Below are 12,360 nucleotides of genomic sequence, written 5' to 3'. Positions count from 1 at the left end.
TCTTTGTGGGAGCTTATGTATGACGCAGAGGCCAGCAGACTCGCCCCATCTCTTATTTTATTCTTATTCGCATAAGGATGAGTTGCTCCGTGAGCAGTTGGAGACTCATCTGCGCTTACTGAGTCGACAGGGACTGATTGCGGAATGGCATGATCGCAAGCTTCTTCCTGGTACCTCCCGCGCTTATGAGATTAATTCCTATCTGGAGGCGGCCTCTCTAGTGCTGGTACTGGTCAGTCCTGATTTTCTGGCCTCCGACTATTGCTATGAAGTCGAGATGCAACGTGCTCTCGAGCGCCATCAGCGTGGTGAGACGCATGTGATTCCGATTATTCTACGTCCCTGCGATTGGAAAGAGTCCCCTCTGGCTGCCCTGGAATGCCTTCCTCGCAATGGCAAGCCCATTACACAATGGGATGATCAGGATGAGGCCTTTCTAGCAATTGCGAAAGGGCTCCGTCAAGTTATCGAACATGTCCCTCTTACCGCTCATCCGCTCCCACCACTGCAACAGGAGAATCGAACACGCTTGATGAAACGCGTGCGCGCAACCTGGATTGATGGTCTGCTCAATCAATCGCTTCAGCAGGCGACATGGCTCGAGCTGGGATTGCAGGAACAGCCCGATGCGGTCGAAAATCCCTGGGATCTACTCGTGCAAGAACTGGATGAGGGCACACGTTCTCTTCCAGCCGGGACTTCAATCAGTCAGGTCTATGATCAGGCTGAGGGGCGCTTACTGATCCTGGGAGCACCGGGAGCCGGTAAGACAACCCTGCTCTTACAGCTCGCCAAAACATTGCTGGAACGCGCCGAACGTGATGCCCTCCATCCTGTTCCTGTGGTCTTTGTACTTTCATCATGGGCACAGAAACGACTTCCTCTACAAGAATGGTTGATAGAAGAGCTCAAGGTTCGCTATCAGATCCCTCAGAAGATCGCACAGCACTGGCTTCGTGAGCAGCGCATTCTTCCCTTATTGGATGGATTGGATGAAGTATCTTCAACGGTCCGTCTGACCTGTATCAAAGCTATCAATAGTTATCTAGAACAATTGACGGATCATAGTCCTCTGATTCTGACGAGCCGCAGCGCAGAATATGGGCAACTCTCAACGCTGGTAAATCTACGGAAGGCCGTGAGTGTGCAGCCACTCTCACAAGAGCAGATTGAGTACTATCTTCGGCCCGGAGGAGAACGTGTGGCAGGGATTCGCCATGCCTTTCGCGAAGATTCTACACTGGCCGAGATGGCGAAAACCCCGCTCCTCCTGAGTATCTTTGTTCTGGCATATCTTGATGCTCCCAGAGAGGCTCTTCCAGTTGGACATTCACATGAAGAGACCTTACATTTGCTCTTTGCTGCCTATACCAGACGAATGCTGCGCCGTCGCGGAAAACTCCGCTCTGGTTCAATCCATCTGATTCTCGAATGGCTGACATTCATTGCCAGGCAGATGCATTATTATCAACAGACCATTTTCTCTCTCGAGACGCTCCAGGCTGAAGGCCTGCCTCAACGCAATCAGTTTCTGTACCGGCTCACCTATCCCCTCAAAGGTGCGCTCATTTTTGGGCTCATCATAGCTGGCTTCGATAGCCTGGGACTCTGGCTGATTCAATGGCAAGAGTATCAGACAGAGCATATGCCCGATCCTTTAGGGTTCAGCTTTCATCATGCTCTTAACGATTTTATTGGTATTGGCATGGTCGCAAGCTTGATCGGTGCAATCATTATCTTGCCACTCAAGCCGCATCAAACATCGAAAAATATCATGGCCATGATTACCCATGGCACATCAGCAAGTTCCAATCGCAAAACTCCATCGCTTGATATCCAACCATCAGAGATTGTGCATTGGAACTGGTCATGGAAAGATCTCCTGATCGGGATGGGATGGGGTCTGGGAATTGGAGGCTTTATCGGCCTCCTGATAGCACCTGGTGGTTTTCTCATCTACCTCGCTGCTATCCTCCTCTTCAGTACGTTGATCAAGATCCTCAATCTGAACCTGACCGGTCGTCTATGGCAACGCCCACTCAAACGCCAATCATTTAAGGTGCAGCTATTCATAAGTCTGCTCGCTCTCAGCGGTGTGATCTGTCTGCTTCGCCTGGTCACTTCACTAACTAGCCTCGGCGTTGCCCTCATCATTGGACTCCCCATCTGGTTGATTGTCAGCATCTATCGCATGGCCTCAGGGCAACAGGTATTACAGAGAGCGCAGTTTCGCCCCAACGAAGGCATCCGACGATCCGGCAAAAACGGTCTTCTTCTGGGCATTAGCTTAACTATCGGCCTGAATCTTATTCTGGACCTGGTGAGCTGGCTCTTTATGCCTATCTGGTTTGGGTATAGAACAAATACTGGCATGTTTCTCTGGGGTAGTCTATTAGGTACCTGCGTTGGACTTGCGCTCAGCCTCTATTTTGGTCTCAACGCTTTTACTCAGCACTATATCTTACGTCTCTGGCTCTGGCTGTTTGATTATCTTCCGCTAAAGCTAGCCTCTTTTCTGGATGAGATGTCTGAGCGTATTCTCCTCCGGCGCATCGGTGGTAGCTATATCTTTATCCATCGCTTCCTCCTGGACTATTTCGCGACGATGACTCCCGATGAACAGAAGCAACTGGCTGCTACGTCACAGACACAACACAAGCAGGTAGCACTGCACTCCTCATTGACGCTCAAGCGCAGTATAGCTCTGCTTATCCTGGTATTTGTGATTATTATCAGCCTGATAGGCACAGTTAATCTCTACCAGATTGGAACTCAGACCAGGATCGCTGGCACAGCCACTGCGATTGCTCTCTTTAAAGGTCCTCTGGCCTGGCACTATCCTAAAACATATCCCGGGTCCGGTTCTATTGCTCTCTTTAGCAGCCTGAAACAGCGTGATCTTATGCTTCCTGATGTAGAAGACACAGGCTGTCAGAGTCAGGCAGAAGGCTATCATGTCTCTCAAGAGGAGACAAAAAAAATGACGCTGTGTGGCTACAGCACCAATTTTCAGAATCTTGCGGTCCAGGTTCAGATGACCATTGTACATGGCAATTGTGGCGGTCTTCTCGCTGGTCAACATGGTCCCAACACAGGATATGTTTTCTCTGTCTGTCAGGATGGCACGTATCGACTCTCAAAGATTCTGCCTCAAGGAGACCCGATTGATCTTATCCCCACTACAAAATTGCCACCAGATCTGAGCTTACCACGCCAGATAACGCTGGCAGTAGTAGCGCGAGATAAGATCATTCTACTCTATGTCCAGGGGAAGCAGATTGATCATTTTCAAGATAGTGACTATATGCAGGGAACGCTCGCGCTGATAGCGTTAGCGCAAAAGGATTCCACCGAGATTCAGTATAACAATCTGCGTGTCTGGACCATTACATCTTAACCATTCTGCACCACTGAGCCAGAGGAGGGCAGCATAAACAATTCTCTCCCCACTGTCTTCAGGGAGCTACTTCTTTTTGATAAACCAGGTTAGCATGCAGAAACCTGCGAACAGGGCAGCAATAACCCCATAGGCCAGCGTCGTCTCTTTCTGTGCCGGGCTTCTCTGTCGCGGATGCTCACCCTGTACTGGTAGCTCTGGCGGAGACACATAGGTCTGCTTTAAAAAGATCAGTCCCATAAACAGGACGACCACCACAAAAAAGACAAGAACCAGTCCATAGACAATTATGGCTTCCATGCAAACGCCTCCTTTCCTTCATAGGGCCTCTTTTCACCCGTCCAGAGGGCCCCACAGAAGATCATCTTTGCCGCTATTCGGGTGCTTTCTCCAATAATCCCATGCTATTCTTCAGCTTGAGGATATAAAAGAGAAAGTAGATCGAAGGCAAGACAATGGCCATCCCAATAATAATGCCAATGAGCATTAAGAGCAGATTATCCGATGATGAGGCCCCGGCATCGACGGTAATGTCAGGTGGGATGAGATACGGAATCTGCGAGACACCCCAGGAGCCCAGCAGGAAGGCCGTCTCGCCCACAATAAAGATGCGAGCCAGACGATAATAGCGGAGATAGAGTGTCACCGCAGTGATGACACCAATAATCATCGTAGCGATGACAAGAGGGAGCGTATGATCCAGCATCCCATGCCAGAGAAGAGGGGCATAGATACTGGAGAGCCCCAGTCCAATCGCACCCAGAACGGCTGTGATCGCTCCGGCAACTAAGCCACGCCATCGATACAGTTCGGCCAGTTCGGTCTGCTTCTCATTTGTCGCTTCCACTGTCAGGTAGATGGCTGCCAGGGTCGCGCACAATCCCAACGCCATACATCCAATTGCCAGTGCAAAGGGCGTCAACCAGAGCGGGCCCAGATCCGTCATAGGCTCACCTTTGACATGAATCTGCCCACCTGCAACCGCTGCCGCACATAATCCAAGGAAGAATGGCGTCAAGACGCTGGAGATGCTAAAGATACGGGTCCACGTATTCATCACTGGCCTGGACTTCAGGCCGTGGGTGCGAAAAACAAACGCCGAACCACGTAACACAGTTCCCAACAACGCCAGCGTCAGTGGAATAAACAGCACCACTGCAATAATCGAAAAAGGAACAGGAAAGCAGGAGAAGAGTCCCACCACCAGAAAGACCAGCCAGACATGGTTGGTCTCCCAGACCGGTCCCAGCGCATGATCAATCAGGTCATGCTGTTCCCTGGCCAGAGGACCTGTAGCCAGCAGATTCCAGATGCCAGCCCCAAAATCTGCTCCTCCAAAGGCTGCATAAGCGATCAAAGCAAACCAGATCACCGCCAGCAGGATATATGGCAAGGTTGGTAGATGCATGTGCTCACCTCCCTATAAGCTCAGTTTAAGCTCTTCTTCTTCTGATCTCGGCGTTGCCTGCCGACCAGCAGCCACATTGGACCAGACCATCTCAGGAAACGGCTTCCGACCCAGACGCAATAAAAGCGTCGTCATTGTGATTGCCAGCACGACATAGATGCAGGAGAAGATCAGAAAACTAATATTTAAAAATGGAGCAGTTGTGACCGCCTGACTGGTACGAAGATAGTTATAAATGGTCCACGGCTGCCGACCCCATTCAGTTACCATCCAGCCCAGTTCTACAGCAACAAAGCTTAAGAAGCCAGCCAGCGCAATGCCCACCAGCATCCATTTCTGCTCCGGGATGACTCGTTTGCGCCGATAATAGAGGAACCAGAATAAGATGGCGATAAACAGAGCAAAGAAGCCACTCCCAACCATACCATCAAACGAGAGATGCACCGGCAATGGATTGGGCCGATCCTCAGGGGGAAACGAATCCAGTCCACGAATCTCACCATCTGGATTATAATCCACCATTAAGCTCAGACCATCAGGAATAGGGATCGAGTAATAGACTTTCTCAGTCTTCGGATCAGCCAGACCACCAATATTCAACGGCACATGGCGACCAGTGAGAAATACCCCTTCCATCGCAGCTAACTTTGCAGGCTGCGCAGTCGAGAGGTAGCGGGCGTTAAAATCGCCACTGATAATCTGCAAAGGAATGGCAACCGAGGCCATGACCAGACCCAGAAGCAGCGCTTTGCGGTGATAGTCATCGCGCTTCCCCCGCAAGAGAGCTATCGCATACACGGCTGCCACACCAAAGCCACAGGCAGCATAACAGGCCAGGGCCATATGCACTGTCTGATACGGTGTGCTCGGATTGGCAATTGCAGCCAGCGAATCAATCCCGGTAAGTTTACCATTGGTATACTCAAAACCAGTTGGCGTGTTCATCCAGGCATTCGCCGTCACAATGAACCAGGTCGAGGCCAGGCCACCAATCCAGATCGGAAATGAACAGAGCCAGTGCGTTCGAGGGGAGAGATAATCCCAGGCATAAAGATAGATGCCAAAGAAAATTGCTTCCAGGAAAAAGGCAAAGCCTTCAAAAGCAAACAGTGGACCAATCACAGCTCCAATGAATTGAATATAGGTTGGCCAGAGCAGACCCAATTCAAATTCAACGATAGTCCCCGAAACCGCGCCAATCGCAAAGATAATCACCGCAGCCTTGGCCCAGCGCCTCGCCAGAGTCATCAAGACGGCATCTTTCCGATATAACGCTAACCCTTCAGCGATACAAAGCAACAATGGCAGACCAACACCCAGGACAGAGAAGACGATGTGAAACGCCAGCGACGTCCCCATCTGCGCACGGGCGGCAAGTAGGGTAGGCATGAAAAACGTACTCCTTGTACTACGCTTGAATACTCTCTTGAATTATCTCATCATTGACGCCTTTCTTGTATTGATGAGATTGATAAAGTTCTCTCCATCATATAGTAGCACTCTATTGCTACGAAATTTTAGAGCGAAAAGTGTCAGGATTCCCTCATTTCACCCGGAGAGCCCGATAGTAATCAATACACCTACCTTTCTTGCTTTCCGTTATTTGTCAAGTCATCTAGACCACTAGACCAATACATGGTATAGTATGGAGAGAAGTTCTCGCTTTTGCTTACTACCATGCTGGAGGGATAGATGCATTCATTATTGGAACAAGAGATCATGAGTCAACCTGAGGTTCTGGCTCGCCTGCTGGAACGAGAGGCTGGACATATTCAACAGATTGTGGCCCGGTTGCCTGCATTTGATTATGTCTTGATGGCGGCGCGTGGCTCCTCGGATCATGCCGCTACCTACGCCAAATATGCCTGGGCCACAATGGGTGGCTATCCTGTCGCGCTAGCAGCTCCATCGCTTCAGACGCTGTATCAGACTCCGCCACGTATGAACAATGCCCTTGTCGTTGGGGTCTCACAGTCTGGTCAATCGCCCGATATTGTGACTGTGCTTGAAGAGGGACGACGGCAGGGCCGACCAACGCTGGCTATTACGAATGATGGCAATTCGCCGCTGGCCAATGCAGCAGATTATGTGGTTGAACTACACGCGGGTCAGGAGAAAAGTGTGGCAGCCACCAAGACCTATACCGCTCAACTGGCCGTTATGATGCTCTTTGCCGCCGTTCTGAGCGGAGATTCAGCCCGGCTCACGGAGCTCCAGCAGATGCCTCAGATCATGGCGACAACACTTCAACAGGCCCCGGAGATTGCACGTCTGGCTGAGCGCTATCGCTATATGAGCTCGTGTGTCGTAGTAGGTCGCGGCTACAACTATGCGACCTCCTTTGAGCTCGCCCTCAAACTTAAAGAGCTGACCTATATGATGGCAACAGCGTATTCTTCCGCCGATTTTCGCCATGGTCCTATCGCAACCATCGAGGAAGGGCTTCCAACCATCTTAATTATGCCCGGCGGGGCCACCATGAACGATATGCTCAATCTCACAACGGAGCTCAAACAGCGTCAGGCTGAGCTGCTCATTATTTCAGATTCGCAACAGGCCCTCACACAGGCAAAAACACCACTTGTGCTCCCAACGGGGATTCCTGAATGGCTCAGCCCACTCGTCGCCATCCTCCCAGGCCAGCTCCTCGGTCTTTCGCTCACCCTTGCCAAAGGGCTCAATCCAGATGTGCCACGCGGGCTCAACAAGGTCACACTGACTCTTTAAAGGTTACGACACAGTCTGGGCCTGGCAGGCCCAGACTGACGGCTCAGGATTTATCCTGAAGCTCTTTATCTCTACGCATTCTTTCTTCGGCAATACCGGCCTCCCAGGATTTCCTCATCATCGTACGTGAAAAAAAGATGAACGTTAAAATCAGGGTAATAATCAGAAGCTCAACACCAACTTCAATATAAAAAAGTTGTCGATCTCTATCATTCTCCTGGCGCTGAATAATAGAGACAACTGAGTTCATTGCGATAATAAAGGGCCGATCATGAACCAGAATAATTCCTAACTGCAATTGAAAGACGGAGGGAATAGGCTGTTTCAAGATGGCTTTGATGGCAGCATCTAAGGCGAGGTAATCACCTCTCATTTGTTGAACCTGCAACATCATCTGTGAATCACTATTGCCTTCCAGTATCACTTCCTCATTTTCAAACAGAGGAAGTATTGATTGCAGATCACTGATTGCCCCCGACCATTCGCTCTGGGGACGATAGACCAGGATCAACGCATCTCTTGCAAACAATTCGGCGCGGGTTCGCTGCCGATCCGCTAGAATCAAGTCATCCGTATTATGGCTAGAAAAAACAGGGATGCATTCAAAAGCAATAACCATAATAAACAATAATATTGCAGCAACTCGTAGAGTATCGGCAATTGCAAGTGTACTTTTCATACCATATTGTGGCATTATCCTTACCCCCACTCCCACTCAGTGAAAAAAATGTGTCACATATCCAACGAGGACGCTGGTTAGAATGCCAATAATAAGTGAGAGCGCTCCCCACAAGACTCTTATCTGTAGTGCGGCCTGATTCTCTCGCAGCTCTGCCTCTCGCTTCTGCGCTTCAGACTCCTGGAGTGACAGCTTATTATTGAGCTCACTTAATTGCCCTCTAGCATCGTTCACATCTTTCCCGATTCTATCGACGATATCACGGATGTTTTTAATCTGTAACTCGTTCTCGCGCGTGGGGACATAAAAGCTAAGCTGTTTTTTTAGTTCGGTTACATCCTGTTCCAGGGTAGCCAATCTAAAAACAAATGTCGTTGCTGGATCTGGTGTCTGCGCCCCCATCGTTTTCCCCTTAGATCATGTCTATGCATTGTTCGCTCATCCATAAATTCTGTATATCCACAAAATTCGTATAAAAAATACATCTACAATATCATCGACGGAACACCTTCACGCTACCAGCATGTGTATTATCTTTCACTACAATATCATTATGAGTAATCTTTTTCTTTTTATAGATCACTAAAATGGAAAACATCCTGTATTGTAGTATAGAATCAAATTATATTAAAATCAATCGAGTCATATAATTGACAATTGTGTATACATCTCTATTAGCAACCATTGTTCATGATGAGCTCTGTTCCCTCATACAATACATTACACCTCATAAGCGATTTATCGCATAATCTTGTAAGGCCCATCATTCATGATGGCCGTGGTGACACCCTTCGCCTGGTTCCACCCTCATGTACGCCAAAGCCGAAATGGTCCGCGGCCATCATGAATGATGGGCCCTCCCTTCTCGTGCAATAAATTGCATCTTTTAATGAGCGATTTATCGCATAATCGTGTGGGGCCCATCATTCATGATGGCCGTGGTGACACGCTCCCCTTGTTCTACCCTCATGATGGCCATGGTGACACGCTCCACCTTGCTTTCCATCATGTGCGCCAAAGCCGAAATGGTCCGCGGCCATCATGAATGATGGGCCCTCCCTTCTCGTGCAATAAATTGCATCTTATAATAAGCGATTTATCGCATAAACGCGTAAGGCCCATCATTCATGATGGCCGTGGTGACACGCTCCCCTTGTTCCACCCTCATGATGAGCCCCTCTCATGTTACTTGGAGACCCATCACGCTTATGCTAAACAGACATCCCTAACAGCTTCATCTCATAGGCCAGAGTTTCGCTCAGACCTGCTTCCAATGAACGCGGCTGATAGCCTAACTCACGCTCGGCTTTGGCGTAGCTGCCAATATATGTGGTCCCTGCGGTTATACGTAGGTACTCAGAGCTATAGTCCTGTGGAACAGGTGCAATTTTTTCAAGCAGTCCCATCGCTACCGATAAGCCTTTCATAACTCCTGGGGCTACATGGGTACGTGGGGCCGGTATACCGGTAATTTTTTCGGCGATCTGCATGGCTTCAACAATAGTATGGGTCGGTCCGGTTAAAAGATAGCTCTCGCCGATCCGTCCCTTTTGCATCGCGGCTATATGTCCACGCGCGACATCCTCGACATGAGCCCAGGATTGAGCTGAGCGGTCCGGTACCATGGGCAGTTTTCTCTGCAAGTATTTTATAAAGGTTGGTCGTACACTACTCGTATCTCCAGGACCATAGATCAGGCCTGGCTGGACGATGATCAGTGGCAATCCCTGCGCAATCATGGCTACCGCAATCTCGTTATGTGCGATTCCTTTGGTGCGATCATATTCACTTAAAGGTTTACCAGTAAAATGATAGCTCTCGTCCACTAATTTTCCATGGGTATCTGAGTTCAGTGCAATGGTGCTGGTGTAGACCCCTCTGGGAATCTCTAACTCTTTCATAAGCTCAAGGACATTGCGCGTGCCCTGAATATTGACGAGTTCGCCCAGGCTTTTGTCGCGCGTCCCCACTTTATACCAGCCAGCAATATGAAAGACTCCATCAACTCCTTGCATTGGAGCTCGCATGCTCTCTTTCTCAGTGACATCTCCCGGTACCAGGGTTACTCCCAGGGCGGCCAGGGCTCCGGCCTGCTCGGGCTTTCTGACAACGGCAATAACCTGATGCCCCTCTTCAATTAAGAGACGAACGACATGGCTGCCCACAAATCCGGTCGCACCGGTCACGAAATATTTCATTCTATACCTCCTTTTTAAGATGAGCCTCGTGCTCTAATCCATACAATAAGCTTTGCATTGCCAAAGGAAATTCTCTCGCAAAGTCCAATGCAAACATCTGAAATTCTTCTTCTTGCAGTACCCGTCTTACAATCGGGGCTGCATCGGTCAGATGCCAGAAACCAATGACAAGGGCATAACATTGCAAGAGGCAATGCGCTCCCTGCCCGAGCCCTAGAAAAGGCAGGCTTTTCTCTAACCAGTTCCCAGTCTGAAGAAAATGTTCTTTGAGCATGCGCTTGAATTGCCGCGCAGCGCTCTCATCAATGTTCTGCTCTAATAAGGTGTGCAGAATGGCAAGTAAACGTGTTAAAGCTGGACGTTTCCCCAATGAGTCGTTAAAGAGGGCTGCAATCTGTGGGATCGTTGCTCGACCAGCCAGACTCTCTAATACTCCATTGACTTCAAAAAACCAGGACTCCAATTGCTGCTCTACGACCACAAGGAACAGAGCCTCTTTGGTCTTGAAATAGAGAAAGATGGTTCCTTTTGCCAACCCGGTTGCCTGGGCGACATCAGCTATGGTTAAGGTCTCATAAGAGTGTTGCTGATAAAGCTGCCAGGCTGTATCTAAGATCGTTTGTCGCCGCACCTCTTTCTGCTCATCATCAATCGCTCGCCTCCCTTTTTCCATGCAATCCTCCTCGACTCTCCTATTACTTACTCATTTTCAATTAACTGACCATGGGTCAATTATAATTGACCCATGGTCAGTTGTCAAGGGTGGGGGAAGTGGAAGGTTTCAGACCAGGATCTGCAAGCTACCTATGCTGCTAGCATAGTATAAGGCTAGCCTTTTCTGTCTCTACCAGATACGATGAATGCAGAAGATTATTAGCAGTAAGAGGGGATAACGATATGAAATTTTTAGTACTTGGTGGCACAAAATTTTTGGGACGCCATCTGGTTGAGGCTGCGCTCGCTCGTGGGCATGAGGTGACGCTCTTTCATCGTGGGAAGACGAATCCACAGCTGTTTCCTCAGGTTGAGAGTATTTATGGGGATCGTACAACTGATCTCGATCGATTGGCTGGCCGAAGCTGGGATGCTGTCCTGGATACAAGCGGCTATGTCCCTCGCATCGTTGCTGCGACTGCTCATGCACTCGCCAATGCAGCACAACACTACACGTTTATCTCTAGCGTGAATGCCTTTGCGGAGGATGGGCTACACAATTTTGATGAGAGTTTCCCTCCTGCTACAATGGAGGACCCCACCATTGAAGAGGTCAATGGGGCTACATATGGGCCGCTCAAGGCTCTATGCGAACAGGCTGTCGAACGGGCTTTTCCGGGTCGCGCATTGATTATTCGACCTGGCTTAATTGTGGGACCAGCCGATCCAACGAACCGTTTTTCTTACTGGCCCCGGCGTATGGCTCGAGGCGGACAGGTTCTGGTTCCCAATTATAAGGAGCAGCCAATCCAGTTTATTGATGTGCGCGATCTCGCTGAATGGAATATTCGCCTCGTTGAAAAGCAGGTGACTGGACTCTTTATCGGTGTGGGCCCCGACTATCCTCTGACACTTGGTTCTGTCCTTGAACAGTGCCAGCAAGTGGTCAATCCACAGGCTGAGCTGATCTGGGTGGAAGAGAGCTTTCTTGAGGACGAAAAGGTCGAGCCCTGGTCTGAACTTCCGCTCTGGCTCCCTCGCTCCCTTGGGCTGGATCTCAGTAGCGCTCGCATCGATAAAGCTCTCGCGTCGGGCCTGACGTTCCGCCCTCTGGCCGCTACGTTGCGCGATACGCTGGCCTGGGAACAGTTGTATCCTTCCGATCAGGGTGAGCACGCAAGCCTCAAACCTGCTCGTGAGGCCGAGCTGCTCGCCAGATGGCAGGCCTGACGCCTGATATCATCTGAAGGCTTATTGACACGTGGGCTCGCCACTATTTGACAATACTGGATCAAAT

At 49.7% G+C, this 12,360-nt stretch carries 10 protein-coding genes; 3 read left to right on the top strand and 7 right to left on the bottom strand.

Annotated features, from left to right (window positions below; all coding sequences use genetic code 11):
- Positions 1-19 precede the first annotated feature (19 nt).
- The gene (locus EL628_RS05095) at positions 20-3,397 is read left to right on the top strand and encodes a toll/interleukin-1 receptor domain-containing protein (RefSeq protein WP_161975284.1); all 3,378 of its coding nucleotides are present in this window, start codon (positions 20-22) and stop codon (positions 3,395-3,397) included.
- A 66-nt stretch (positions 3,398-3,463) separates the two neighbouring features.
- On the opposite strand, the gene EL628_RS05090 is transcribed toward EL628_RS05095, so the two are convergent.
- The 3 genes from EL628_RS05090 to EL628_RS05080 form a co-directional block, all read right to left on the bottom strand.
- Positions 3,464-3,697: a hypothetical protein gene (locus EL628_RS05090; RefSeq protein WP_126578825.1), complete on the bottom strand. Its 234-nt coding sequence runs from the start codon at positions 3,695-3,697 to the stop codon at positions 3,464-3,466.
- A 73-nt stretch (positions 3,698-3,770) separates the two neighbouring features.
- On the bottom strand, positions 3,771-4,805 hold the full coding sequence (locus EL628_RS05085; RefSeq protein ID WP_126578823.1) for a cytochrome d ubiquinol oxidase subunit II: 1,035 nt from the start codon (positions 4,803-4,805) through the stop codon (positions 3,771-3,773).
- Between the two features lie 12 nt (positions 4,806-4,817).
- Positions 4,818-6,194, bottom strand: a complete 1,377-nt coding sequence (locus EL628_RS05080) for a cytochrome ubiquinol oxidase subunit I (RefSeq protein ID WP_126578821.1) — start codon at positions 6,192-6,194, stop codon at positions 4,818-4,820.
- A 303-nt stretch (positions 6,195-6,497) separates the two neighbouring features.
- On the opposite strand from EL628_RS05080, the gene EL628_RS05075 reads away from it, so the two are divergent.
- The gene (locus tag EL628_RS05075) at positions 6,498-7,532 is read left to right on the top strand and encodes an SIS domain-containing protein (RefSeq protein WP_126578819.1); all 1,035 of its coding nucleotides are present in this window, start codon (positions 6,498-6,500) and stop codon (positions 7,530-7,532) included.
- Positions 7,533-7,575: 43 nt separating this feature from the next.
- On the opposite strand, the gene EL628_RS05070 is transcribed toward EL628_RS05075, so the two are convergent.
- The 4 genes from EL628_RS05070 to EL628_RS05055 all read right to left on the bottom strand — a co-directional run bounded on the left by EL628_RS05070 (position 7,576) and on the right by EL628_RS05055 (position 11,082).
- Positions 7,576-8,226, bottom strand: coding sequence for a hypothetical protein (locus EL628_RS05070; RefSeq protein ID WP_126578817.1), 651 nt, complete (start codon positions 8,224-8,226; stop codon positions 7,576-7,578).
- A 21-nt stretch (positions 8,227-8,247) separates the two neighbouring features.
- Positions 8,248-8,613 carry a hypothetical protein gene (locus tag EL628_RS05065; RefSeq protein ID WP_126578815.1) on the bottom strand — a complete coding sequence of 122 codons (366 nt, stop codon included), beginning with the start codon at positions 8,611-8,613 and terminating at the stop codon, positions 8,248-8,250.
- Between the two features lie 809 nt (positions 8,614-9,422).
- Positions 9,423-10,409, bottom strand: a complete 987-nt coding sequence (locus EL628_RS05060) for an NAD-dependent epimerase/dehydratase family protein (RefSeq protein ID WP_126578813.1) — start codon at positions 10,407-10,409, stop codon at positions 9,423-9,425.
- A 1-nt stretch (position 10,410) separates the two neighbouring features.
- The gene (locus EL628_RS05055) at positions 10,411-11,082 is read right to left on the bottom strand and encodes a TetR/AcrR family transcriptional regulator (RefSeq protein WP_126578811.1); all 672 of its coding nucleotides are present in this window, start codon (positions 11,080-11,082) and stop codon (positions 10,411-10,413) included.
- A 224-nt stretch (positions 11,083-11,306) separates the two neighbouring features.
- Between EL628_RS05055 and EL628_RS05050 the strand changes: the two genes are divergently transcribed.
- Entirely contained in the window at positions 11,307-12,293 is a 987-nt protein-coding gene (locus EL628_RS05050; RefSeq protein ID WP_126578809.1) for an NAD-dependent epimerase/dehydratase family protein, read from the top strand.
- Positions 12,294-12,360 lie beyond the last annotated feature (67 nt).

The sequence above is a fragment of the Tengunoibacter tsumagoiensis genome (assembly GCF_003967535.1).
In the GTDB taxonomy this organism is placed as follows: Bacteria; Chloroflexota; Ktedonobacteria; order Ktedonobacterales; family Ktedonobacteraceae; genus Tengunoibacter; species Tengunoibacter tsumagoiensis.
This window is presented reverse-complemented; position numbering and strand designations above follow the sequence as displayed.

Bases quoted from the DNA above. Each gene is read 5' to 3' on its own strand.
- EL628_RS05085 (WP_126578823.1), bottom strand. From the start codon at position 4,805: ATGCATCTACCAACCTTGCCATATATCCTGCTGGCGGTGATCTGGTTT.
- EL628_RS05070 (WP_126578817.1), bottom strand. From the start codon at position 8,226: ATGCCACAATATGGTATGAAAAGTACACTTGCAATTGCCGATACTCTA.
- EL628_RS05080 (WP_126578821.1), bottom strand. From the start codon at position 6,194: ATGCCTACCCTACTTGCCGCCCGTGCGCAGATGGGGACGTCGCTGGCG.
- EL628_RS05060 (WP_126578813.1), bottom strand. From the start codon at position 10,409: ATGAAATATTTCGTGACCGGTGCGACCGGATTTGTGGGCAGCCATGTC.
- EL628_RS05095 (WP_161975284.1), top strand. From the start codon at position 20: ATGACGCAGAGGCCAGCAGACTCGCCCCATCTCTTATTTTATTCTTAT.
- EL628_RS05075 (WP_126578819.1), top strand. From the start codon at position 6,498: ATGCATTCATTATTGGAACAAGAGATCATGAGTCAACCTGAGGTTCTG.
- EL628_RS05050 (WP_126578809.1), top strand. From the start codon at position 11,307: ATGAAATTTTTAGTACTTGGTGGCACAAAATTTTTGGGACGCCATCTG.
- EL628_RS05090 (WP_126578825.1), bottom strand. From the start codon at position 3,697: ATGGAAGCCATAATTGTCTATGGACTGGTTCTTGTCTTTTTTGTGGTG.
- EL628_RS05065 (WP_126578815.1), bottom strand. From the start codon at position 8,613: ATGGGGGCGCAGACACCAGATCCAGCAACGACATTTGTTTTTAGATTG.
- EL628_RS05055 (WP_126578811.1), bottom strand. From the start codon at position 11,082: ATGGAAAAAGGGAGGCGAGCGATTGATGATGAGCAGAAAGAGGTGCGG.